This is a genomic window from Planctomonas sp. JC2975 (assembly GCF_012985205.1).
GTDB lineage: Bacteria > Actinomycetota > Actinomycetes > Actinomycetales > Microbacteriaceae > Humibacter.
The window spans coordinates 2,593,595-2,615,478 of record NZ_JABEKS010000001.1 but is presented as its reverse complement, the minus strand read 5'-3'; the positions used below and the strand labels follow the sequence as shown (position 1 = coordinate 2,615,478).

Below are 21,884 nucleotides of genomic sequence, written 5' to 3'. Positions count from 1 at the left end.
GGTTACCCGACGAGGCGGACGCCGAACGACGTGACGATCGGCTCGCGCTGGCCGCCGGAGTGCACAACGTGGGTGCCGTCGACCGTGACCTGCGTGGCGTGGGCGCGGAGGGCATCAGCGATCGCGTCCAGACGGTCATCGGCGTCGACGACGTAGGCGTCAGTCGCATCGGGTGCACTGAGCTCGGCGAACGGCACGCCCTCCTGTTTGCTGGCCGCGAGTGCGGCCGCGCGAATGGCTCGGTGGTCCGGATGTCCGTATCCGCCCTGGTCGTCGTAGCTGACGACGAGGTCCGGAGTCAGGTGGCGGATGAGCGCAGCGATGTCCGCAACGATCTCGGACTCGGGCGCCAGGGTGAGGGCCGCGGCCGGGGCGTCGTCGACGGGACCCGCGAGCGTTGGGGTGACCCAGCGCATCCCGGAGTCGCTGTACCGCCTCGGTGGCCGGTGGTCGGCGCGTGCAGGAGGGTCGCCCAAGAAGAAGGCATCGGCGATGCCCAACGACCGCACGGCGCGCTCCAGTTCGCCCAGTCGGATGCGCGTAAGAACGTCGGGATCGTCGCCGATCTCGGCCTGCAACTCGGGCACGACCCCTCCGCGTTCGCCGCGCGTCGCGGTGAGCAGCGCGACCCGGATGCCACGCTCGACGAGCCACAGGATCAGGCCGCCCGACGACAGCGTCTCGTCGTCGGGATGGGCGTGCACGAAGAGCACAGACCGCACGCCCGCGAACGGATTCACGCGCAGTTCCGCCACGACTCGTGAGCGGCGCGGCCCAGCAGATCACGGTAGACCCCGATCGTCTCGTGCACGGTGCGGTCCCAGGTGCGCTCGTGGGCGAAGCGGAGGCCGGCCGCCGACAGCGAGTTCCACAGGATGTCATCGTCGAGCAGCTCCGTCAGCCGTCGCGCCCACTCCAGCGGGTCCCTCGTCGGCAGCAGCGCAGCCGCGCGTTGGCTCACGGCCTCGAGCAGACCGCCGGATGCCGACGCCAGCACGGGAACACCGCTCGCCTCCGCCTCGAGCGCGACGAGCCCGTACGTCTCGGAGTGCGACGGCACGAGCACGGCGGATGCGTGCGCGAACAGTTCAGCGAGATCCTCGCGAGAGAGCGGGCCGACGAAGCGCACGCGATCCGTCACGCCCAGATCGGCCGCAAGAGCGTGCAGCTCGTCGACATGGGATTCATAGCCATCCGTCGGGCCGCCGGCGATGACGAGATCCGGCCGCCGTTCGGTCGGGATGGCCGCGATCGTGCTGATGGCGAGGTCGAGGCCCTTCAGCGGCTCGATGCGAGCGGCGGTGACGACGTAGGGACGCGGATCGACCGTGCGGGGCGCGCGGTGGAAGAGAGTGGCATCCACCCCGGGAAGCACGACGTGGACCCGCTCCGGATCGGCGCCGAGCCTCGCGGCGATCGTGTGCTCCTCGGCATGACTGACGGCGACGATGGCGTCGGACTCTGTGGCCAGCCATTCCTCACCGGAGAGTCGCCCGGCCGACTCCGGCCGCTCCCCCTCGCTCAACGCGGTCGACGGATGCGCCGCGATGCTGTGGAAACTCTGCACGTGGGGCACGCGACGGTCGCGAGCGAACGGAAGCCCTGCCATGCCGGCGAGCCAGTGGTGCGAGTGCACGATGTCGATGTCGCCGACGTCATCCAGCCCCCGACGGAACGCCGCGACGAACGCCTCCTGCTCGCCCTTCGGTCGCAGAGTGGCGGGTCCGGCGTCGATGAGACGCAGCACCACTCCGGACGGCCGCGTGCTGACGGCGGGAAGGTCCGGCGTGAAGCGTCGCGTGATCACCTCGACGTGATGCCCCTCGGATGCCATCCGCTCGGCCGTCGCCCGCACCAGCACGTTCATGCCGCCGACGTCGCCGGACCCTGGCGCGGCGAAGGGCGATGTGTGCAGCGCGACGACAGCGATGCTCAGAGACGTGTGGGGCATGGGGCCAGCCTACGGAGCGGCGCGCTGGAGCTAGGAGCGAACGCCATTTCTGGCCTTCGCCGTGACGCCGACCGCCGTCGCGGCGGTCGGTTGACGTGAAACCTCTAGGCACCGAACAAACGCGGTGGCAGCGGCGAATTGGCTGGTCCGTACCTATTCCGGTACTATTTACAGGTTGTCTGCCCTCCGGGCACCCGCTCGTGCGGGGTGGACACGATGCACAACCCTCCTGCTGCAGAAATACTGCAGCCGTTCTAGTCCAGAGGAGGTGGGTTAGTCATGCATCAGTACGAGTTGATGGTCATCCTCGATCCGGAGATCGATGAGCGCACCGTTGCTCCCAGCCTTGACAAGTTCCTCAACGTCATCCGCACGGATGGTGGAACCATCGACAAGGTCGACATCTGGGGCAAGCGCCGCCTGGCTTACGAAATCAACAAGAAGTCAGAGGGCATCTACGCCGTCGTCGACTTCACTGCTGAGTCCGCGTCCACGCAGGAGCTCGACCGCCAGCTGAACCTTTCCGAGGCCGTCATGCGCACCAAGGTGCTGCGTGCCGAGGAAGCCATCGCCCAGGTCGCCGCCGCTGCGAAGCGTGCCGACGAGAAGGCGGCCCGCAAGGCCGACAAGGCAGGCGCCTAGTCCGATGGCAGGCGAGACCATCATCACCGTGGTGGGCAACCTCACCGCCGACCCGGAGCTGCGTTACACGCAGAACGGGCTGGCCGTTGCCAACTTCACCATCGCATCCACTCCGCGCACCTTCGACCGTGCGGCAAACGAGTGGAAGGATGGCGAGGCTCTGTTCCTGCGTGCAAGCGTCTGGCGTGATTTCGCCGAGCACGTTGCGGGATCACTGACCAAGGGTTCCAGGGTCATCGCAACCGGGCGGCTCAAGCAGCGCTCGTACGAGACGAAGGAAGGCGAGCGACGCACGTCGATCGAGCTCGAGATCGATGAGATCGGGCCGTCGCTGCGTTACGCCACCGCGTCCGTCACGCGCGCTCAGTCGTCGGGAGGTGGCGGCCGCGTAGGCAGTGCGCCGTCGAACGACGACCAGTGGGCGCCGTCCACCGGGTCCGACTCGAGCTCCGACGTGTGGAACACGCCGGGCAACTACAGCGACGAGACCCCCTTTTAGAGGCGATTGAGCCGAGTGCGACGCAAGCGTGCTTGCATCGCCGAAGCGATTGAGCCGAGCGGCGCGAGCCGCGATAACAAGCATTCCGCGGATGCCTGAGCACGGGCATCCGCATCATCCGAAGGAAAAACCATGGCTGGAAAGTCGAGCGGCGACCGCCGCAAGCCGATCCGCAAGGGTAAGGACGGGAAGAACGCTGCTCCGGCGAAGACCGTCCGCGTCGGCGTCATCGATTACAAAGACGTCGCCACCCTGCGCAAGTTCATCTCCGAGCGCGGCAAGATCCGTGCCCGTCGTATCACCGGTGTCTCCGTGCAGGAGCAGCGCCTCATCGCGAAGGCCGTCAAGAACGCCCGCGAGATGGCCCTGCTGCCGTACGCCGGCTCGGGCCGTTAGGAGTCACCCCCATGTCGAAACTCATTCTGACTCACGAGGTCTCCGGCCTCGGTTCGGCCGGTGACGTCGTCGAGGTCAAGAACGGCTACGCCCGCAACTACCTCATCCCGCAGGGCTTCGCGATCGCGTGGACCCGTGGTGGCGAGAAGCAGGTCGAGCAGATCCGTTCGGCACGTGCCGCTCGCGAGCACGCGACGATCGAAGAGGCTCAGGACCTCAAGGCGAAGCTGCAGGCCACGAAGGTGAAGCTCACCGTCAAGGCCGGCGCCGAGGGCCGTCTGTTCGGTTCGGTGAAGCCGGCCGACATCGCCGCCGCCGTCGAGGCCGCCGGTATCGGTGCCGTCGACAAGCGCAAGATCGAGATCGCCGCGCCGATCAAGTCGGTCGGAACGCACGAGGCGACCATCAAGCTGCGCGACGACATCAACGCAACGATCACCCTTCAGGTGGTCGCCGCGAAGTAGGCGTCGCTCTTCTCGCGAAACGGGCCGCATCCTCTTCTGGGTGCGGCCCGTTTCGCGTGTGCGGCTGGCGGCGCTCCGGCCGTGCGGCGGCTGGATTCGTCGGAAGGCGGACCCGGACTTCCGGCCGAGCACCCGTGAGGGTGGCAGCTGATGATCGCCGAACCGAACTCCGATCCGATTGCCAAGCCACATTGCCAGCCGGGAAACATCGGATGTCCGGACGGTTTCATGGGCACCCGCACAGCGCGCGGCGGTGCCGCTGGTACCCGGGTATGCAAGGCCGCATGTAGCGATCCGTTGCATGCCTTACGCAACATGGAAGAGCGGATGCCGAACGTCGAGTCGACGCTCTTCTGAGCACTCTGGGACGTCGGCCGCCGACCCGTCGTGAGCTAACACCTCGCCTCACTTTCCGCAAGCTTTGTCCACATGTCGGGAGTGTCGTGACGTGCGCTTGCCACAGGATTCGACGAGTTTTTACACACAGGGCCGGGATAACTATTTACCTGGTCAGGCAGCATAAACGCGGTGAACTTTCTTGGTTATCCCCAGAATTCCTCACACCTTGTGCACACAGCCGTCGGCGTTTCACGCAGATTGTCCCCAGAGTTATCCACAGGCTGAGTTGTGCTGTGCGGAGAGGCTTCCCTAGGGTGGGTCAGCGTTGCAGGCGATGGGGTGCCGAGCGCGATTCGAGGGTCTTTGTCGGGGGTGACTGAGACCGTTGAAGAGCACTGCTGGAGGACACCGCTGATGCGTTGTGCCCACAAGGAACGCGACGTGATGAGCGGTGGATCCGCTCCGAGCGCGAAGTCGAAGAGGTAGAGCCGGCATTGGGCCGGCACCGGGGGGATAACAGGAGGTCTGGGTGTCGATCGCTCACCTGGGTCTTGCCGATGGCGGACCCGAACCCGAACGTCGATCGACGGAGCGCACGCCTCCGCATGACCTGCTCGCCGAGCAGAGCGCTCTCGGCGGAATGCTCCTGAGCAAGGATGCCGTTGCGGATGTCGTCGAGACCGTGCGCGGTGGCGACTTCTACATCCCGAAGCACGAGGTCGTCTTCGAGGCGATCCTTTCGCTCTACTCACGCGGCGAACCCACTGACGTGATCGCCGTCACCGACGAGCTGAGCAAGACCGGCGATCTGAGCCGGGCGGGCGGTCCCGAGTACCTGCATTCCCTCACGAGCCTGGTGCCGACAGCGGCCAACGCCGGCTACTACGCCGAGATCGTGGCCGAGCGAGCATTGCTGCGTCGCCTCGTCGAGGCGGGCACCCGCATCACGCAGATGGGATACAACGGCGAGGGCGAGGTGCTCGACCTCGTCAACGAGGCCCAAGCCGAGATCTACTCGGTGACCGGTCATCAGGAAACAGAGGACTACATCCCACTGACGGATGCCGTCACCGCTGCCATCGACGAGATCGAGGCAGCGAAGCACAAAGACGGCAGCATGACGGGCGTGCCGACCGGATTCGCCGACCTCGACGAACTCACCAACGGGTTGCATCCGGGGCAGATGGTGATCGTCGCCGCGCGACCCGCACTCGGTAAGTCGACGCTGGCGCTGGACTTCGCCCGGGCCGCCGCCATCCATCACGATCTGCCGACCATCTTCTTCTCGCTCGAGATGGGGCGGAGCGAGATCGCGATGCGTCTGCTGTCGGCCGAGGCATCCGTTCCGCTTCAGAACATGCGCAAGGGCACGGTCGACCAGCGCGACTGGACCACGATCGCTTCGACCCGCGGACGCATCAACGACGCTCCCCTGTACATCGACGACAGCCCGAACATGACGCTCGTCGAGATCCGTGCGAAGTGCCGTCGGCTCAAGCAGCGCGTCGGCCTCCGGATGGTCGTCATCGACTACCTGCAGCTGATGACGAGCGGCAAGCGCGTCGAGAGTCGCCAACAGGAGGTCAGCGAGTTCTCGCGTGCGCTCAAGCTGCTCGCGAAGGAACTGCAGGTCCCCGTCGTTGCGCTCTCCCAGCTGAACCGTGGACCCGAGCAGCGTGCCGACAAGCTGCCCGCGCTCAGCGACCTGCGCGAGTCGGGGTCGATCGAGCAGGACGCCGATGTCGTCATCCTGCTGCATCGCGAAAGCGCCTACGAGAAGGACAACCCGCGGGCGGGCGAGGCCGACCTCATCGTGGCCAAACACCGCAACGGCCCGACGCGGACCGTGACCGTCGCGTTCCAGGGGCACTTCTCGCGGTTCGCGGATATGGCTTCGATGTAGGGGGAGTGAGCCGTTCCAACGGTGTCCGTGCCTCGCACCCGTTCGCGAAACCTCTTCATCTACCCAAGCGGCCGGATCACCTCGGTGCCCGTGTCCGTGTCCCCGATTCGAGGTCGCAGCGCACCGCGTGATGCGTGTGATCGAGTCCCTGGGAAGCCGTCAGTACCAAGGTTGCGTTGCAGGGGTGCCCGTAGGCTCTTGCGGTGCCTTCCCCGCCGCGCTCCCGGCATTCGCATACGCACCTGCACACCGTCGAGACACCTGCAGATGGATCCACGATGGGCTTCGCCGGAGGTGCCGCTGACGTGCTTGCGATGGGGGCCCGGTTCACCGTCGCCGTTGACCGCGGCTGACTGCTTGCCGTCGTGCAACCGCTGAGTGCGAGGACGATGATGATCGCCGCGCTCGCGCTCCGGATTCGCCTCGACACGGGCCGACAATACTGCCGTGACGGTCGATGGTCCATGCGCGTGCACGAGTGGATCGACAACGTGCTCGACGACGCCGCGCGCTGACCGATCAGCTATCGGACGTTCGCGTAGCTCATCCCCATGCGGTCGCGGACCTCGGCGAGCGTGGTGTTTGCGATGCGGTTCGCCGCTTCGTTTCCGGCCCGAAGAACGTCCCAGGCGATGCGGGGGTCCGATTCCAGCTCGATGCGTCGACGCCGGTGCTCGGTGAGGAAGTCGTTGACTGCGTCGGTGGTGAGGGTCTTGAGTGCTCTGCTTCCGCGGTCGCCGATCTGGTCGGCGACCTGCCCGGGGGTCGTGCCGAGGCATAAGGCTGCGGTGGAGAGCAGCCCGGAAACGGCGGGGCGACCTTCCGGATCGTATGTGATGGTGCGTTCGGCGTCGGTGCGGGTGCGTCGGATCGCGTCCGCGGTTTCGTCTGCGGTCATCGACAGTGCGATCGCGTTGCCGTAGCTCTTGGACATCTTTCGACCGTCGACTCCGGGGATCTCCGGCGCATGGGTGACCATGCCTTCGGGTTCCGGGAAGATCCGCCCGTAGCGGTCGTTGAATCGGCGGGCGATGGTGCGGGTCAGCTCGACGTGCGGCAGGTTGTCCTTTCCGACTGGGACGAGGTTGCCTTTGCAGAAGAGGATGTCGGCAGCTTGGTGCACGGGGTAGGTGAGCAGCAGGCCGCTCAGTGCCCGCTCGGATGCGGCCAGTTCGGCCTTCACGGTTGGGTTTCGGCGTAGTTCCGCCTCGGTCACCAGGCTTAGGAACGGCAGCATCGGCTGGTTCAGTACGGGAACGGCCGAGTGGGTGAAGATCGTCGTCCTGGTGGGGTCGAGTCCCGCCGCGAGATAGTCCAGAACCGCGGAGTCGACGCTGTCGGCGACGTTGGCAGAGGTGTCGCGGTCAGTGATGACCTGGTAGTCCGCGAGGATCACGAACGTGTCAACGCCAAGCGTCTGGAGGCGCACCCGTTCTCGAATGGTTCCGAAGTAATGCCCGAGGTGCAATCGTCCCGTCGGTCGTTCTCCGGTGAGGATTCGAAACGCTCCCGGGTTGGCGGCGATGCGGGCTTCGAGGTCGGGCATGCGTGAGCGAGCGGCGGCGAACGAATCCATGGCGGTCCCCTTCCGATGAGGGGCCGCACGGGGAAAGGACTCCGCGACTCTCGCGGACTGCCGTGCAGCCCGCGAACATGCGTCAATCGGCTGCTAAAGCAGCCACCACGAAGAGTGCATTGAACACATGCGAGAAGACTACCGGCCCGCTGCGCGTCCGGTGCGGGCCGGCAATCGTTCGGTGCGGGTGCTATCGATCTGTCTCTGCTCCGGCCGGCGGTCCGGTGATCTCGCTTTCGTGGTGCGGCGCCGTTTCGGTGTCACCGTGCTCGTCGATAGGAGCGGGTTGGCGACCGGAGTGCAGCATGGCCGTGATCATGGCGTTGGCGACGGCGAGGAAGGGCACGGCGAACAGGGCGCCGGGAACACCGGCGAGTCCGGTGCCCGCCGCGACTCCCACCACGACAGCCAGCGGATGCACCTTCACAGCACCGCCGACCAGGAGCGGTTGAAGAACGTGCGCTTCCAGAAGGTGCACGCCGAGCACACCGGCGAGCATGATGATCGCCTGGATGGGGCCGCCGAAGATCAGGGCGATCACGACGGCGACGATGCCGGAGACGATGGCACCGATCACGGGTATGAAGGACGCCAGCAGTACGATCACCGCGATCGGAATCGCGAGCGGCAGTCCGAGGAAGAACGCGACGAGGCCGATCCCCACGGCGTTCACGAGCGCCACGACGATCTGCACTCGAATGAAGCTGGTCAATGTGCGCCAGCCGGCCTCCCCCGCCGCGGTCAATCCCGGCGTCGCGGTACGTGGGAAGAGGCGAACGATCCAGCGCCAGATTCCCGCCCCGTCGATCAGGATGAAGATCGTGGCGAACAGGGCGATCAGCGATCCGGCCAGCACGTGACCGGTGGCCGCACCCACTTTCAGCGCACCACCGAGGATGGATGCTGAATCCTTCCGGAGGAAGTCGGCCGCCTGGGAGAAGTACCCCGCCAGTTGGCGATCCGTGATGTCGAATGGCGGCTCGCGCAGGGCGTCCCTGAGCCGGGTGTATGAGGCCGTGGATTCCCGCTCCAACTGCGGCAGCCCGACACGCACCTGCCACACCACGAGCAGCACAAGGCCGGCAACCACGACGATCAACACCACCAGGCAGACCAGAATGGCGATCCATTTCGGCCAATGACGGCGCCGGAGCCCAGCAACCGTCGGGGCGACCAAGGCGCAAACGAGAAGCGCCACCAGGAGTGGCACGACGACGTCCTGAAAGACCACGATCAGATACACCACGACGGCGACAAGAGCTGCGATGACCAGCAGTCGCCACGCCCACTCGGATGCCGTGCGCACGCCGCGCGGCAACCCTCTTCCTTCTCTGTCGAGATACCTCTCGTCTACGCGATCCGCCATATGCGACAACCTCCCTGGTTCATGGCAGCTAATCCGTCCAGCGACGCCGACCAAGACACATTGTGGCCGCCGCCCGGGGATGGCAGGGCCGGTCGCTTCTCGCATACGTGGCACGAGCATCCCGGACATCGTCGATTCGGCTCGTGGTCATGGGCTCAGCATTGGTGCGTCCTCCCCCCAGATCAACCCCTCGCCAACCCCACCCGCACGTCATAGGTGCGGCGGGGTCGCCACGTTCGTGCAGACAGATGACGGTCTGTCCTGCCCGGCACAAAGCGACCGCCGAGACGGACCGTCCCAGTAGACGACCCTCCACGACGCCGGAATTGAAGCCGGCTGCCGCGAAGTGCCGTTGCCGACTCAACGCGTCAGCGACGGATCGGCGTGCGGGCGCCGGTCGCCTTCGATGCGGGCGTTGCCGAACTCGTTAGCTGGTTGGTTCTCCGTGCCTTTCGTGCGTCCGTAACGAGATCGAAGACGCATGAACAACACCCTTAGTGCGTTTCGATCTGTCCCCGCAGTGTCGAGTCCGGCGCATGTGGGTCGGTCGAAGTCAGATCCGCCGTTGCCGGTCTCTACCTTGGCGCGCATGCTGGTGCACGGAAGGGTCGATCATGGACCGCGTCACCGAATCTGTATTTGCCGCTTTCGATCTCGTCGTCAATGGGGACGAGATCTATGCCAGACCCACCGTGCCTGATGGTCAGCGCGTCGTCGAGCTCGAAGGGCATGTGGCTGACGACCTCGCGGAGGCCACGCGTGCCGAAAACCACTTGAGGCGCTGCATGAGACTGTGCGACGGCTACCGGGATCTTGTCCGCCATGACATCGAGATCCCCGAGGTACTCGACACGGTTTGGCGGACCGCGCTCGTGTCGTATGCGGCCGCATTCAACACCTCCGACGAGCACCCGGAAGGCGGTCCGCTGGCGGCGGAGATCATTTCTACACTCGGTCCGCTGTCGACTTCGCATGCTGCGCTGCTGCTTCAAAACGATCAATACCTGCGCTCGCATTACGGCAGTGACAGCACAAGAACGTTCGCTGTGGTCTCCGACGTTCCTGGCCGGCGACGCAGCGTGCTGGCCATCGGCGCGGTGGAGATGCCGTTCGGCCGCTCACATGCGGTCGACGTGCGCGTTCTCGAGACGCTCGCCGCTCATGCACTCGCCATCGCCGAGACCAGCCGTGTCGCCAGCGAGCACCGCATCGCCCTCGAGGTCGCAGAGGACCCCATCGAGACGATTTGCAGCATGAACGAGCTTCGTTTCCCCCTGGGGTAACTTTTCAACGGCTCGGATGACGCGTCGGGTGCGCACACTCGTCACGCGACGCTCCGGTCCGACGCTTCGGGCTGACGCTCCTCGGATAGCAGCTCTTGAAAAGCTCGGCCGAGTTCATCGAGGTCGTCGTCACTCAGGTCACGGACGCCGTGGACGACGAGCGGCGGCTGCCACCTCATTCCCAGCCGGTGCGCGGTGGCCTTCATCGGCGCCAAGATGACGTCGTACGCGAAACTGTGCAGCTCGCCGGGCTGATACCCCGGCTCGTCACCGCCGGTCGAGGTGACGACCGTCAAGGATTTGCCTGCGAGAGCGCCGGGCCGTCCGGTGCCGTAAGCCCAGCCACGCACCAGTACCTCGTCGAGCCAGCGCTTGAGCTGCGCAGGAGGCGCATACCAATACGTCGGGTAGAGCAGAACGAGGTGGTCGGCCGCCGCTAGCGCGGATTGCTCCTCGGCGACGTCCGGACCACCACCCGGATAAAGATCGCTCAAGACACGAATGTCGACGGACGGCAGAGAGCGCGCTGCTTCCGTCAGAGCCGAGTTCACTCGGGATGTTGCGAGATCGGGGTGCCCCACGATCAAAGCGGTACTCACGGACGACCCTTCCGTCGATCGACGCAGGGAGCGTGATCGCTCTAACCAGTAATCGATCGATAAATAGTTAGATTGCGATCATACGATTCCCTTTCTAACTTGTCAATCGCGCTAGGCTGGTTAGATGTCTGTGACCGAAGACCGCCTGCTCGCAGTGCTGAACAGTGCGCCCGTTGTGGCGGGCGCGATCGTGGAGACTCTTGACGACCCGAAACTCGTTGCCGTGCGCGATGAGCTGCACTCGGTGATCCGCGGGGAAGCCGAGGCGGGCATCCTGGCGCGTCATCTGGAGGGCGTGCACCAAACGCCCGTCTTCACCCCCGAGGGACTCGGATGGGAGGTTCGTGCACCCGCCGCGGCCAAGGAGGCGGCCGAGATCGTGCTGGAGTGGGCGCGGGTCACACGAGAGCTGCCGGGCCGATTGCGCCCCTGCGCAAACCCGGACTGCAACAAGTTCCTGATCGACCACAGCAAACCGAACACGGCACGCTGGTGCTCCATGTCGGACTGCGGCAACCGGATGAAGGCCCGCCGGCATTACGCCCGCCGCGTCATCGGCCACGTGTCGGATGAGGCAGCGAAACGCAGCGTATAACCAGCACCTCGCATGACTGAGGATGAGGCGCCGAATCGCTGGGCATGAGCACGCTCCGGTTCCTACCGCCCTGTGCAGGTATCGGCGACCCGATCGACGAAGACACGGAGTGGTCGGGGGAACACATCACCGACCTATCCGCGATCCTCTCCCACGTGTGACAGTCGCGTCCGTGCTCACGAAGTCCCCGCCCCGACCAGGGAACGACAGAGATCCGCCTGCGAGCGGGTCGGCGCGTGGACAGTCTCGCCTCGTGCTCGACTACACAGTAGGAGACAGGACTCTCCATGGACGATCCGCAGGTTTCCTTCGATCTCATGAGGCCGCCTCGTGGCAGGGTCGGATGGATGCCCGACAGAGCACGTTTGACCCCAGTTCGCGCTCACTGACGCTCGCGGTCACTCAGCCCTTGACGGCGCCCGCTGCGATGTTGGCGATGAAGTGTCTTGACCCGATGATGAAGATCGCGATCAATGGCAGCACGCTGATGAGCGCTCCCGCCATCACCCAGCCGTAGTTGGTCGCGTACAAAGTGTTCAGCGCGGCCAGCGCGGTTTGCAGTGTTTGCGTCCCAGGGTTCACGAGTACCACGAGGGGCCACACGTAGTCGTTCCAGGCGCCGATGAAGGTGAAGATGCCGAGGAAGGCGATCCCGCCTCGAATCATCGGGATGGCGATACTCCAGTAGATGCGGAAGTATCCCGCTCCGTCGATGCGTGCCGACTCGATCAGTTCGTTCGGTAGGGACTGTTCGCAGAACTGTCGCAGCAGGAAGATGCCGAATGCGTTCGCCGCTCCAGGAATGATCAGGGCCTGCAGGCCGCCGACCCAGCCCAGCTTGCTCATCTCCACAAAGCTCGGCACCAGGGACAGGCTGCCCGGAATGAGGAACGTGACGAGCATGATCCGGAACAGCACGTTCTTGCCGGGGAACTCGAATTTCGCGAACGTGAAGGCAGCGAGTGAATCGAAGAACATCACGAGCACAGCGCTCGCTCCAGCGACGATGAATGAATTGAGCATCGCTTGGAACAGGTTGATGTTGTCCAGTACGCCCTTGATGTTTGCGAAGAGCTGATCGCCGGGTAGGAGATCGGGCGGGTATCCGAAGATCTGCGCCGTGGTCTGTGTCGACATCGCGAACAACCAATAGAACGGGAACAGGGCAAGGAGTACACCGACCCAGATGCACGTGTGGGTGATGATGCGGGCGACACGTCGGCGTTTGCGCGCGGCGCGGCTCTCAACGTCGCTGAATCCGCGAACGGTGTCGTGGGCTTCAGTGGAGGCGATCGCGGTCATGGTCACACTTCCTTCTTGGACTTCGAACGTTGTGCCATTCGGGCGAAGAGACCGGGGACGGCCTCTCCGAATGCGTTCTCTTTGCGCCCGTTGACGAGCCGCCAGTTGATGACGGCGAACAACAGCACTAGGACGAACAAGGCCCAGGCGATGGCGGAGGCATAGCCGAAGTCGAACTTGTTGAACGCTTCGTAGTACTGGTAGAGCACGATGGTGAGGCCGGCGCTGTTCGTGCCGCCGAGATTGGGGACTCCGGAGTTCGCCAGTAGGACCTGCGGCTCTGTGAAGAGCGACAGGCCGCCGATAGTGGAGGCGATGACGGTGAACAGAATCACGGGACGCAGCATGGGGACGGTGATGCGGGAGAAGATCCGCCACGTTCCCGCTCCGTCCACACGGGCCGAGTCGTAAAGCTCGGTAGAGATCGACTGCAATCCGGCGAGGTAGATGATCGCGTTGTATCCGGTCCAGCGCCAGATCACCATGATCGCGACGGTGACCTTGATTCCCCAGGGGTCCGAGAGCCATTGCACGCCTGCGCTCGTTCCACCGAACCATTGCAGGAACGAGTTGACGAGGCCGAACTGGTCGGAGAACATCGAGCCGAATACGACTGCCATTGCGACCATCGAAGTCACGTTCGGGATGAAGAAGGCAACACGGTAGAAGGACTTCATCCGAATGTTCTGGTGCAGCAGGAACGCGATTACCAGCGCGAGGAACAGCATCGGTACCGTCGAGATGATCCAGATGATGAAGGTGTTCAGCACCGACTGCCAAAACAGTGAGTCGCTGAAGAGAAAGCGGTACTGGTCAAATCCGACGAAGGTGATCTTCCCCATGCCATCCCACTGCGTGAATGAGATCACGATCGAAAAGACGATCGGAAAGGCGCCGAAGACCAGGAACAGAACGTAGAACGGGGTGATGGAGAGATATTGTGGCCAGGATTTCCGGACCGACCCTCTCTTCACGGCGGCGATTGGAGTATTTCGCGGCTTGGCGCGCAACGGGACCCCTGTGGTCTGCGTGGTCATAGCTGCACCCCGTTCTTCTGGAGGACTCGATTGGTTTCATTCACGGCGTCCTCCCATGCGCGGTCGGAGGTCTTCGCCCCAGCCTCGACATTGGTGATCTCCGCGGTGAAGAAGCTCGCGATGCTCTCGAATGTGGAGATGAATGCCGCGGGGACGGTCTCGGCCTGCTTGGTGAAGAAGTCGAGCGAGTTCTGCGGGCCAAAGAATCCTTTGCTCGCATCCTTCATGAGTCCGCTCTTCAAGGCGGCAGGTGCGGAGGGGAACAACTGCACCTCGTTGTAGGCCTGCGCTTGGTGTTCGGCGGTCTGTGACCAGGTGACGAAGCGATAGGCCGCTTCCGGGTCTTTGCAGGTGTGGGGGATTGCGAGGAACGAGCCGCCGCTGTTGCCCGCTCGGACGGGCTGAGACGCCAGCCGCCATTTGCCCTTGGTCGCGGGCGCTGTGCTGAGCAGGATTTGGGCCCACCAGACCGCTTCAATGTGTCCGGCGGTTTTTCCACTGATCCAGGCCGCATTCTGGTCCGTGGAAAGCTGCTGGTTGCCGAGCACGCCAGCCTTGATGGCCTTCACCGTAATGTCCCACGCCTGCTTCACCGCTGAGTTCGCCTCCATGTAAAGCGGCTTTCCGGACTTGTCGAAGAAACGCTCCGGTGAGGCGTTGATGATCTGGTTGAACAGCTGGCCCGATTTGATCAACATGTAGGAGCCGACCTTGGCCTTCAGCTCTTGGCCGAACGCGATCCAGTCATCCCAGGAGCGCACGGCAGCTGAAACTTCCTCGGGCTCCGAGGGGAGGCCGGCCTTGGCGAAGATGTCGTATCGGTAGTAGAAGCCGGTGGGTCCGCTATCGATCGGGAAGAAGCACATCCGCCCGCTAGGCGTCAAACCGTATTCCCATTTCCAAGGGAAGTAGTTGTCCTTCAGCTCTTCCGCACCGAACTTGTTCATGTCAACAAACAGCGATTCATCCGGGAAGTACAGCGACACATTGGAGTTGATCGCCGTGATGTCCGGGATATAGGCATTACCGGCCAAGCTGGTGCGGAGCTTGGTGTCCCAGTTGGCGGTGGGTGGCTGCTGCGAGTTCAGGAACATGTTCGTACCCGGGATGCCGTGCGCAGCGTCCCTGAGCACGCTGGGGGTCATCGAACGGTCCCAGTACCAGAACACCAACTCTTTGGGGTTGGTCGACACCGAAACCTGAGACGAACATCCCGTCAACCCGCCGGCCAGGGCCAGGAAGCTCACACTCGTTGCTCCGGTCAGGAATGATCTTCGTGAAAATGCAGCCATGGAACCCCTCGTTTCTCGACTTTGAGGACTGGGGGCGGACCGGTGCACGACCGGATCCGCGCAGCGCCGTTGGAACCCTCGCGTGCCTGTGGGTTTGCGGCTCGATCCCGTCCACGGTCGATTCCGTGAACGTTCACGTAGCGGTCACAGTGGCACCCGAACGGGGGCCATGTCAAGAGATCTGACGAAATCAAAAGTCGTGCCCGCCGGCCGAACGGACGCGGAGCGAAGTCGACGAACCCGATCGCTCCGACCGCTTACAATCGGCTGCCATGGAGACCAACAGGCGCGCGACGATTGTCGATGTCGCCTCGGCCGTCGGCGTCTCACGACAGACGGTGAGCCGGGCCATGAACGACATGCCTGGGATCAGTGCCCGTACCAAGGAGCGAGTACTCGAGGCAGCTCGCGTCCTCGGATACCGCCCGTCCCGGTTCGGCCGGGGTCTGGTCAAACGCGGTCAACAGACCGTCGGACTGATGGTCAACAACCTACGCAACCCGTACTTCCCCGAGCTCGCGGCCGCAATCGTCGCACACGCTGCTCGTTTGGACTGGTCTGTGCTGCTCCTGGACACCAGCGGTATCGACGACCAACGCGAACTCCTGTCAAAACTTGCACCACAGGTCGACGCCCTCCTCGGCTACGTCGACCTCAGCAAACGCGAACTCGACCTGATCCTGCCGGGAGTTCCGGTGATCCGGATCGACACGACGTCCCATTCCGGCGCCGCAAACTGGGGTGGCGTGCAGTTCGACCTTCTGCCAGGACTTCGCGAAGCAATTGCCCACCTGCGATCTCGGGGCGTCAGCAGACCGCTCGTACTCGATAGCGGCGGGGCGGACGGGCGGCCATCGCTCCGGGCCCGAGTGATCGTGAAGGAGTGGGCCGCACAGGGAATCGATGCTCCCGTGCTCGAAACAGGCCGCGACGACGTGCATTCAGGAGAGGCAACGACCGCCCTGCATCTCGATCAGGTGCAATCGGCCGACGCGATCATGGCCTTCAACGACTACACCGCTTTCGGCGCCATGAAGGCTCTCCGACGGAACGGAATCCACGTCCCTGAAGACATCCGGGTGATGGGTATCGACGGCCTCGCCGCCGGCACCTACACCACTCCCGAACTGACGACGCTTGGTGTGGACATGGAGGAGGCTGCAGAAGCCACGATGTCCATCACACGATCACTCCTCGACCCGGCGCACTCGCCCGGGCCACGCTGGCAAAGGATCAGTCACAGGCTGATCCTTCGCGAGTCCGCCTAACGCACACTGACCGAAAGTGCGTCAACGACCGTGCCGGAACTGGTCCCCCGTGAGCGACTGTGCTTCGGCAGCCGCATACGTCAGTTGCGGATCCACCCATCGCGCGGGCGTTCCACCACCGCTCGTAGGCTGGAGCGGTGAGCATCAGCGTCCGGACTGTCGCGCACGGCGAGCTCCAGAGCTCAGACCTAGCTCGAATCGGCGAGCTCTTCGACGCGCAATACCAACAAGAGTTCGGGACATGGACTCCGGACAGCCCGTACGGTTATTCGCCGGCAGACTTTCACACCCTCGTCTTCCGCAGGAGGGCACTGGTCGCCCACGTCGGCTTCCAGATCCGAACGATTACCGTCGGCGACGAGGCCGTCACAATCGCAGGAACAGGAGGCGTACTCACCGACAAGGCCGTTCGCGGCGCGGGCTACGGCCGGGCCGCGATGGAATCAGCCCAACTTGCGATGCGCACCGAACGTGAAGTCGAGTTCGGATACCTCGGCTGCCGCGAGGGGGTCGTCCCCTTCTACGAGAGCGTCGGCTGGCACCGCATTCACGCGATCGAACGCTGCATATCCTGGCTCGATCAAGCAACGAACATCGTCACTGAGAATGCGCCGCTCCTGATCTGTGCGGCACAGCGAGCCATCGAAGAGTGGCCGCGCGGCGACATCGACCTGCACGGAACACCCTGGTGAGCCGCCCGTAAGCGGATCGCCGGCTGACGCATGTCGGACGTCAACCATTCGAGGTCGCCGTGCCCCGAAGACGCAGCACATTGCTCCGTACTAGCTGGTGCCTCTACTCGCGCTGAACGTACCGATACAGCGCGCGAGCAACGTGTCGGTCCGCCAGGGCGACCAGACTCCCACACCCGAAACGGGATCCGTTAGCGGGCCCTGGGGTTTGCTTGGAGGGCAATCACGCAGCGACTCGACGGGGCGAGTGAGTTCATGCCACCGGTATCCCGTTCGCGGCACGTGCGCCGACGATCGCACCGATGATGGTGCCGGCAAGGAGCACGATCAGCGCCACCCAGAGCAGTACAGAGCGGGGAGTGGGGGGCAGCACGGTCAGCGCCAGGACTGCGAGAACGATGTTGACCGCGGCGCTGCACACGAGAGGAAGGACCGCTGCACGGTGACCAGCCCTCCAGGCTTCATCAGAGGCGAACAACGAGGGGATCCGAAGCCCGACCCACGGGTTACGCCGAATCACACCGGCCGCGCAGAGAATGATCCCAACGGCGACCAGGATGGACGCCACACACAGAACGATGATCCCGATCAGCACATGTCGCAGGGTACAGCGCGTTGGGCATGGGCCGCAGGTGGTGAACGCCGACGCAGTCTCGGTATGCGAGTCGGAAGCGGCAGGGTCCGTGGTTCACCCTCATCGCAAGCAAGGGCCTAACGGACGGTGCGAGATCCCGATACGTGAAGCTAGGCAACGTTTCCAGTTCCGGCTTGTCTGGGACCCTCAAGGACTGTGAAGGACGCGCCAGGTCTCAGTGACGAGTAGTCAATGGAGCGGCCTCGTACTCGCCGGTGTTTGCCTCTGGGGAGCTCATCGGGTCCATGACCCGGCTGGACGCTGCTCGGCCCGGCGATCGATTTTCTTCCTATGGCGCTCTTCCACGCCACACGAAGCACGTTCGGCCGCGGACAGGGATCCCTCAGCGCGCCGAACCCGACGGCGGGGCTGGCTCGTTGCGCGAAGGCTCATCCCGAAGCTGCGCTCTTCTGTGGCGCCGACCACAGGCGCTCCACCGCATCGAGCACGTCGACGTAGACGGCATCCTGATCGATCTCGGCAGGTGCCACGCACGCGAACTCAAGACTCACGGCGCCGTGCACGTGTGCCCACACGGTGAGCGCTGCGCCAAGCGGATCGAGTGCGCCGCGTGCAGCGAGGGTGCGGATCAGCGGGCCCAACGCATCGTTCGACCCATGCCCCTCGTAGCCCGCAAGCGCTCCACCGAACATCAGCCGGTAGAGTGCGGGATTCTCCTTGGCCCACGAGCGGTAGGCGAGTCCGAGCGCTCGAAGTCCTTGCGGTTCGGCGGCCAACTGTGCGGCAGTGAACGACGCGAACCCGTCGACGATCACCGCGGTGAGCAGTTCCTGCTTACCGCCGAAGAGCGAGTACACGGCGGATGTCGACGTGCCAGCATCCCCGGCCACCTCGCGCAGCGAGACTCTGTCGGGACCTTGCGTGGCGACCCTTTCCGCGGTGGCGGCGAGGAGCCGGGAACGAAGGGCATCGTCGTAGCTGGGCGGTCTGGACATCCCGTCCATTCTACGCATAACATCGTTACATAACAGTGTTACGAACAGATTCGGGGTGGGTCATGAGTAGCGAGGTCATTCCAGGGCGGTACACGGCGCGGGTCGAAGGCGAGAGCATCACTGTGTTCCTCATCGGCATGCGGGCGAACCGGTGGTGGCGCATGGGCCGGGTGATGCGCGTCGCAAGCAGGATGCCGCCGATGCTGCGCTACCTCGCCACGAATCCGGATGCCGGCCTGCTCGGCTTCGAGCAGTGGTTCGGTCGAACCACGATCATCGTGTCGTACTGGCGCAGCCCCGAGCATCTACAGCGATTCGCCGCAGATCGCGATGCGCCGCATCTGCAACCGTGGCGCGAGTTCCAGCGCGGATTCTCCGGAACTGGCGATGTCGGCGTGTGGCACGAGACCTACCAGGTGCCGTCTGTAGACAGCGAGGCTGTCTACAGCGATATGCCTGTCTTCGGACTGGCGAAGGCGACCGCGCACGAGCGCATCGGAGTCGGGAAGAACACGGCGCGACAGCGCATGCATCGGTGATCCGGCGCACGGCGGCGGATTGGGCACGATGGGTGTCTCGGTTCAGATGATGAAGAGGCTGCAGGCGTCGTCGATCAAGCTGTCGACGGCTTCCGAGGGCAAGGTCCCTGCGGCGGCGAATGCGGCCACGCCCTGCAGGGTCGCGATGATCAGCGGCTTCAGTCGGTCGGGTTCGAGACGGCGAAGGCTTCTTCGCCCGACGCCCTCCTCGACGAGGGACCCGAAGGCGTCGTAGAGCACGCTCCTTGCCTCTTGGAGTGCTGTGGAGCCGGTGCCCTTCCCGATCGTGAACATGACCTCCACGAGCGCCGCGCTCTCAACGGCGAAGCGCACGAATACGGTGGCTACGGCTCGGAATTGCCCATCGAAGTTGTCGCCGGCTTCCTCTCTGGCTTCCATCACCGCACGACCGAGCCGTTCGTAGCCTGTCGCCGCAAGTGCCAGGAGCAGAGCCTCCCGATCGGGGAAGTGTCTGCTGGGAGCGGCGTGACTGACGCCCGCGCGCCGGGCGAGATCGCGGAGTGTGACCTGCTCGACGCCCTTCTCGCGTAGCACCGCTTCCGCCGTGACGAGCAGTTCGTCGCGAAGGTTCCCGTGGTGGTACGACCGCTGTTTGTCGCTCGCGCTGCGGACATCCGATGTAGTCATTGACAACAATATAGCTCCTGCGCATAATGTTGCCTATGACTACATCGACTCCTTCTGCCCTGATCACCGGCGGAACGAGCGGCATCGGCCGTGCCACCGCCGAGCTGCTGCATCAGCGCGGATACCGCGTCGCAGTCACCGGGCAGGGGGCTACTAGCACTGCGCGAGCGCGCGCCGAGCTGCCCGAGGATGTCCTCGTGCTGCAGTCGGATTCACGCTCCTCGGACGACACAGCACGCATGATCGAGGAGGTCCGAGATCGCTTCGGACAGTTGACCACCCTGTTCGTCAACGCCGGAGTCAGCCGGGCGACGCCGCTCGGTTCCGTTGACGAGCGGACCTGGGATGACGTGCTCGGCATCAACACGAAGGGCGCGTTCTTCACCGTCCAGGGCGCCCTGCCTCTGCTCGTCGACGGCGCTGCCATCGTCTTCACCATCGGCATCGGGGCGACGCCGCCGTACGGCATAGCCGGGGGAAGCGTTGCGGCCGCAAGCCGGGGCGCACGGTTGGCGATGGTGCCGACTCTCGCCCTTGAGCTCGCAGCACGTCGCATCCGGGTGAACGCGGTGAGTCCCGGCGCGATCGACACACCGATCTGGTCGAAGTTCGGGATGTCCACGGAGGCCGCCGACGCGCAGAAGCGGGCCCTCGCCTCCCTCATTCCGCTCGGCCGACTCGGCGACGCCAGCGAGATCGCGGAAACCGTCGCCTTCCTCGCCTCGGACGGGGCCGCCTATCTGACCGGGCAGAACATCGTGGTCGCCGGCGGCAGCGGATTGGCCTTGTAGCCGCACGTTCTCACCGCACTCACCAGGGCAGCGCAGGTTCGCGCCACCAATGCATCGCCCCTTCGACAAGCACGCGCCTCGCACCGGCCACGAACAAGGCGTGCAGCGGATGCGCAACCGTGCCGCCGTTGTCTCGTCGAAGACTGTGGTCGGCACACATCACGCGATCGGCGGGCCGTCTTGGACGAGTGTTGCGGCGTCGTCCAGATGAGAGGCGAGGGCGAGGGCATCGGATTCTCTGGTTCGCGACGGCGCCGTGTGGGTGACCAGGATCTGGTCGGGGTAGGCGCCGGACCGAAGCGACTGCTGCAGCACGATGAGCGTTCCGAGTTCGGGGTGGTCGAGCGTCACCTCCATTGCCGCACAGGGTTGGATGCGGTGGTCGTTCCAAAGTGCCGAGAACTCCGTGCTGCGGATGGCGAGGGTGCCGATGAGTCGGGCGAGCTTCGCGTCCCCGGGGTGCTGAGCGCTGACGATGCGCAGGTTGCCGACAACGGCGTGCGCATTCTGCGTCCAATTCGCATACAGGCTGCGCGTCCCGGGATCGAGGAACACAGCCTCGGCCATGTACGGTCGATTGCCGTCGGTGAGCGCGACGTCGGGGAAATCCGGCATCAGGAGCTTGCGGCCGCCGGCGTTCCAGGCCAATACCTCGGTGTACCGTCCGATGATCAGTGCCGGTACGTGTGCGGCGACCTCGAGTAGTTGGAGCAGCCCAGGGTCGGCTCTCAATGGCGTTTCCATCTCGGATCTGTCGAGGGACGTGCCGTCGGCGAGCGTGCGCAGGTGAGTGCGCTCCGCCGGTGTGAGCAGCAGCACGTCGGCCAACGCGCCCAGTACATCGGCGCCGATGTTACGGGACTGCCCCTGTTCGATGCGGGTGTAGTAGGAGACTCCGACGCCCGCCAGTAATGCGACCTCCTCGCGGCGCAGTCCGGGCAGACGACGGGAGGCGCGTGCGGCCGGCAGTCCGACCTGTTCGGGTTGCACGCGGCCCCGCGCAGCGCGGAGGAAGTCGCCGAGTTCGTTGGTATCCGGTCGTTGGGCCACGGTCCCAGTATCCGGGCCGGCCGCCACAGCTGCCTGCCCCTGGCAGGGGTAGGTCTGGCATG

Annotated in this window: 25 protein-coding genes; 13 read left to right on the top strand and 12 right to left on the bottom strand. The window is 64.6% G+C overall.

Going from position 1 to position 21,884, the window contains the following annotated elements:
• Positions 1-2: 2 nt before the first annotated feature.
• Both HII28_RS11940 and HII28_RS11935 read right to left on the bottom strand, forming a co-directional pair.
• The gene (locus tag HII28_RS11940; RefSeq protein WP_170025591.1) at positions 3-755 is read right to left on the bottom strand and encodes a PIG-L family deacetylase; all 753 of its coding nucleotides are present in this window, start codon (positions 753-755) and stop codon (positions 3-5) included.
• A complete protein-coding gene (locus HII28_RS11935; RefSeq protein ID WP_170025590.1) occupies positions 737-1,951 on the bottom strand; it encodes a glycosyltransferase in 1,215 nt (404 codons plus the stop codon). Before HII28_RS11935 ends, HII28_RS11940 begins: the two co-directional genes overlap by 19 nt.
• Before the next feature lie 279 nt (positions 1,952-2,230).
• Between HII28_RS11935 and rpsF the strand changes: the two genes are divergently transcribed.
• The 7 genes from rpsF (at position 2,231) to HII28_RS20505 (ending at position 6,709) form a co-directional block, all read left to right on the top strand.
• Positions 2,231-2,593, top strand: coding sequence for a 30S ribosomal protein S6 (gene rpsF / locus HII28_RS11930; RefSeq protein ID WP_170025589.1), 363 nt, complete (start codon positions 2,231-2,233; stop codon positions 2,591-2,593).
• A gap of 4 nt (positions 2,594-2,597) precedes the next feature.
• Entirely contained in the window at positions 2,598-3,092 is a 495-nt protein-coding gene (locus tag HII28_RS11925) for a single-stranded DNA-binding protein (protein WP_170025588.1), read from the top strand.
• Between the two features lie 132 nt (positions 3,093-3,224).
• The gene (gene rpsR, locus HII28_RS11920) at positions 3,225-3,488 is read left to right on the top strand and encodes a 30S ribosomal protein S18 (protein ID WP_170025587.1); all 264 of its coding nucleotides are present in this window, start codon (positions 3,225-3,227) and stop codon (positions 3,486-3,488) included.
• A gap of 11 nt (positions 3,489-3,499) precedes the next feature.
• On the top strand, positions 3,500-3,952 hold the full coding sequence (rplI, locus tag HII28_RS11915; protein ID WP_170025586.1) for a 50S ribosomal protein L9: 453 nt from the start codon (positions 3,500-3,502) through the stop codon (positions 3,950-3,952).
• A gap of 150 nt (positions 3,953-4,102) precedes the next feature.
• Positions 4,103-4,309 carry a hypothetical protein gene (locus tag HII28_RS11910; protein ID WP_170025585.1) on the top strand — a complete coding sequence of 69 codons (207 nt, stop codon included), beginning with the start codon at positions 4,103-4,105 and terminating at the stop codon, positions 4,307-4,309.
• A 511-nt stretch (positions 4,310-4,820) separates the two neighbouring features.
• A complete protein-coding gene (dnaB, locus tag HII28_RS11905; RefSeq protein ID WP_170025584.1) occupies positions 4,821-6,194 on the top strand; it encodes a replicative DNA helicase in 1,374 nt (457 codons plus the stop codon).
• 389 nt (positions 6,195-6,583) lie between these two features.
• The gene (locus HII28_RS20505) at positions 6,584-6,709 is read left to right on the top strand and encodes a hypothetical protein (RefSeq protein ID WP_277348403.1); all 126 of its coding nucleotides are present in this window, start codon (positions 6,584-6,586) and stop codon (positions 6,707-6,709) included.
• A gap of 8 nt (positions 6,710-6,717) precedes the next feature.
• On the opposite strand, the gene trpS is transcribed toward HII28_RS20505, so the two are convergent.
• Positions 6,718-7,770, bottom strand: a complete 1,053-nt coding sequence (trpS, locus tag HII28_RS11900) for a tryptophan--tRNA ligase (protein ID WP_170025583.1) — start codon at positions 7,768-7,770, stop codon at positions 6,718-6,720.
• 190 nt (positions 7,771-7,960) lie between these two features.
• Positions 7,961-9,088 (bottom strand): AI-2E family transporter, encoded by a 1,128-nt coding sequence (locus tag HII28_RS11895; RefSeq protein ID WP_170025582.1) that lies wholly within the window; start codon positions 9,086-9,088, stop codon positions 7,961-7,963.
• A gap of 662 nt (positions 9,089-9,750) precedes the next feature.
• Here HII28_RS11895 and HII28_RS11890 point away from each other — a divergent pair.
• Positions 9,751-10,419, top strand: a complete 669-nt coding sequence (locus HII28_RS11890) for a hypothetical protein (RefSeq protein ID WP_170025581.1) — start codon at positions 9,751-9,753, stop codon at positions 10,417-10,419.
• A 41-nt stretch (positions 10,420-10,460) separates the two neighbouring features.
• Here HII28_RS11890 and HII28_RS11885 read toward each other — a convergent pair whose 3' ends face one another.
• Positions 10,461-11,000, bottom strand: coding sequence for an NAD(P)H-dependent oxidoreductase (locus HII28_RS11885; protein ID WP_346769330.1), 540 nt, complete (start codon positions 10,998-11,000; stop codon positions 10,461-10,463).
• A gap of 142 nt (positions 11,001-11,142) precedes the next feature.
• On the opposite strand from HII28_RS11885, the gene HII28_RS11880 reads away from it, so the two are divergent.
• Positions 11,143-11,613 (top strand): CGNR zinc finger domain-containing protein, encoded by a 471-nt coding sequence (locus HII28_RS11880; protein ID WP_170025579.1) that lies wholly within the window; start codon positions 11,143-11,145, stop codon positions 11,611-11,613.
• A gap of 402 nt (positions 11,614-12,015) precedes the next feature.
• Here HII28_RS11880 and HII28_RS11875 read toward each other — a convergent pair whose 3' ends face one another.
• Genes HII28_RS11875 through HII28_RS11865 form a run of 3 tightly spaced genes read right to left on the bottom strand, consistent with a single transcriptional unit; the run spans position 12,016 to position 15,244 of the window.
• Positions 12,016-12,915 (bottom strand): carbohydrate ABC transporter permease, encoded by a 900-nt coding sequence (locus tag HII28_RS11875; RefSeq protein WP_170025578.1) that lies wholly within the window; start codon positions 12,913-12,915, stop codon positions 12,016-12,018.
• 2 nt (positions 12,916-12,917) lie between these two features.
• A complete protein-coding gene (locus tag HII28_RS11870; protein ID WP_170025577.1) occupies positions 12,918-13,952 on the bottom strand; it encodes a sugar ABC transporter permease in 1,035 nt (344 codons plus the stop codon).
• The gene (locus HII28_RS11865) at positions 13,949-15,244 is read right to left on the bottom strand and encodes an ABC transporter substrate-binding protein (RefSeq protein ID WP_170025576.1); all 1,296 of its coding nucleotides are present in this window, start codon (positions 15,242-15,244) and stop codon (positions 13,949-13,951) included. The genes HII28_RS11870 and HII28_RS11865 overlap by 4 nt, the downstream gene beginning before the upstream one ends.
• A gap of 272 nt (positions 15,245-15,516) precedes the next feature.
• Here HII28_RS11865 and HII28_RS11860 point away from each other — a divergent pair, with 272 nt between their 5' ends.
• Both HII28_RS11860 and HII28_RS11855 read left to right on the top strand, forming a co-directional pair.
• The gene (locus HII28_RS11860; RefSeq protein ID WP_170025575.1) at positions 15,517-16,512 is read left to right on the top strand and encodes a LacI family DNA-binding transcriptional regulator; all 996 of its coding nucleotides are present in this window, start codon (positions 15,517-15,519) and stop codon (positions 16,510-16,512) included.
• Positions 16,513-16,649: 137 nt separating this feature from the next.
• The gene (locus HII28_RS11855; protein ID WP_170025574.1) at positions 16,650-17,204 is read left to right on the top strand and encodes a GNAT family N-acetyltransferase; all 555 of its coding nucleotides are present in this window, start codon (positions 16,650-16,652) and stop codon (positions 17,202-17,204) included.
• A 253-nt stretch (positions 17,205-17,457) separates the two neighbouring features.
• Here HII28_RS11855 and HII28_RS11850 read toward each other — a convergent pair whose 3' ends face one another.
• Complete coding sequence (locus HII28_RS11850) at positions 17,458-17,724, bottom strand: SdpI family protein (RefSeq protein WP_346769329.1); 267 nt, start codon at positions 17,722-17,724, stop codon at positions 17,458-17,460.
• A 503-nt stretch (positions 17,725-18,227) separates the two neighbouring features.
• Positions 18,228-18,794, bottom strand: coding sequence for a TetR/AcrR family transcriptional regulator (locus HII28_RS11845; protein WP_170025572.1), 567 nt, complete (start codon positions 18,792-18,794; stop codon positions 18,228-18,230).
• 62 nt (positions 18,795-18,856) lie between these two features.
• Here HII28_RS11845 and HII28_RS11840 point away from each other — a divergent pair, with 62 nt between their 5' ends.
• Positions 18,857-19,333, top strand: a complete 477-nt coding sequence (locus HII28_RS11840; RefSeq protein ID WP_170025571.1) for a DUF4188 domain-containing protein — start codon at positions 18,857-18,859, stop codon at positions 19,331-19,333.
• Positions 19,334-19,375: 42 nt separating this feature from the next.
• Here the strand turns inward: HII28_RS11840 and HII28_RS11835 are convergent, their stop codons facing one another.
• Positions 19,376-19,981: a TetR/AcrR family transcriptional regulator gene (locus HII28_RS11835; protein WP_170025570.1), complete on the bottom strand. Its 606-nt coding sequence runs from the start codon at positions 19,979-19,981 to the stop codon at positions 19,376-19,378.
• Between the two features lie 35 nt (positions 19,982-20,016).
• Between HII28_RS11835 and HII28_RS11830 the strand changes: the two genes are divergently transcribed.
• Positions 20,017-20,772 carry an SDR family oxidoreductase gene (locus HII28_RS11830; protein ID WP_170025569.1) on the top strand — a complete coding sequence of 252 codons (756 nt, stop codon included), beginning with the start codon at positions 20,017-20,019 and terminating at the stop codon, positions 20,770-20,772.
• Between the two features lie 159 nt (positions 20,773-20,931).
• On the opposite strand, the gene HII28_RS11825 is transcribed toward HII28_RS11830, so the two are convergent.
• Positions 20,932-21,822 carry a helix-turn-helix transcriptional regulator gene (locus tag HII28_RS11825; RefSeq protein ID WP_205864642.1) on the bottom strand — a complete coding sequence of 297 codons (891 nt, stop codon included), beginning with the start codon at positions 21,820-21,822 and terminating at the stop codon, positions 20,932-20,934.
• Positions 21,823-21,884 lie beyond the last annotated feature (62 nt).

Bases quoted from the DNA above. Each gene is read 5' to 3' on its own strand.
- HII28_RS11935 (WP_170025590.1), bottom strand. From the start codon at position 1,951: ATGCCCCACACGTCTCTGAGCATCGCTGTCGTCGCGCTGCACACATCG.
- rpsF (WP_170025589.1), top strand. From the start codon at position 2,231: ATGCATCAGTACGAGTTGATGGTCATCCTCGATCCGGAGATCGATGAG.
- HII28_RS11925 (WP_170025588.1), top strand. From the start codon at position 2,598: ATGGCAGGCGAGACCATCATCACCGTGGTGGGCAACCTCACCGCCGAC.
- rpsR (WP_170025587.1), top strand. From the start codon at position 3,225: ATGGCTGGAAAGTCGAGCGGCGACCGCCGCAAGCCGATCCGCAAGGGT.
- rplI (WP_170025586.1), top strand. From the start codon at position 3,500: ATGTCGAAACTCATTCTGACTCACGAGGTCTCCGGCCTCGGTTCGGCC.
- HII28_RS11910 (WP_170025585.1), top strand. From the start codon at position 4,103: ATGATCGCCGAACCGAACTCCGATCCGATTGCCAAGCCACATTGCCAG.
- HII28_RS20505 (WP_277348403.1), top strand. From the start codon at position 6,584: ATGATGATCGCCGCGCTCGCGCTCCGGATTCGCCTCGACACGGGCCGA.
- trpS (WP_170025583.1), bottom strand. From the start codon at position 7,770: ATGGATTCGTTCGCCGCCGCTCGCTCACGCATGCCCGACCTCGAAGCC.
- HII28_RS11890 (WP_170025581.1), top strand. From the start codon at position 9,751: ATGGACCGCGTCACCGAATCTGTATTTGCCGCTTTCGATCTCGTCGTC.
- HII28_RS11880 (WP_170025579.1), top strand. From the start codon at position 11,143: ATGTCTGTGACCGAAGACCGCCTGCTCGCAGTGCTGAACAGTGCGCCC.
- HII28_RS11875 (WP_170025578.1), bottom strand. From the start codon at position 12,915: ATGACCGCGATCGCCTCCACTGAAGCCCACGACACCGTTCGCGGATTC.
- HII28_RS11870 (WP_170025577.1), bottom strand. From the start codon at position 13,952: ATGACCACGCAGACCACAGGGGTCCCGTTGCGCGCCAAGCCGCGAAAT.
- HII28_RS11865 (WP_170025576.1), bottom strand. From the start codon at position 15,244: ATGGCTGCATTTTCACGAAGATCATTCCTGACCGGAGCAACGAGTGTG.
- HII28_RS11860 (WP_170025575.1), top strand. From the start codon at position 15,517: ATGGAGACCAACAGGCGCGCGACGATTGTCGATGTCGCCTCGGCCGTC.
- HII28_RS11845 (WP_170025572.1), bottom strand. From the start codon at position 18,794: ATGTCCAGACCGCCCAGCTACGACGATGCCCTTCGTTCCCGGCTCCTC.
- HII28_RS11840 (WP_170025571.1), top strand. From the start codon at position 18,857: ATGAGTAGCGAGGTCATTCCAGGGCGGTACACGGCGCGGGTCGAAGGC.
- HII28_RS11835 (WP_170025570.1), bottom strand. From the start codon at position 19,981: ATGACTACATCGGATGTCCGCAGCGCGAGCGACAAACAGCGGTCGTAC.
- HII28_RS11830 (WP_170025569.1), top strand. From the start codon at position 20,017: ATGACTACATCGACTCCTTCTGCCCTGATCACCGGCGGAACGAGCGGC.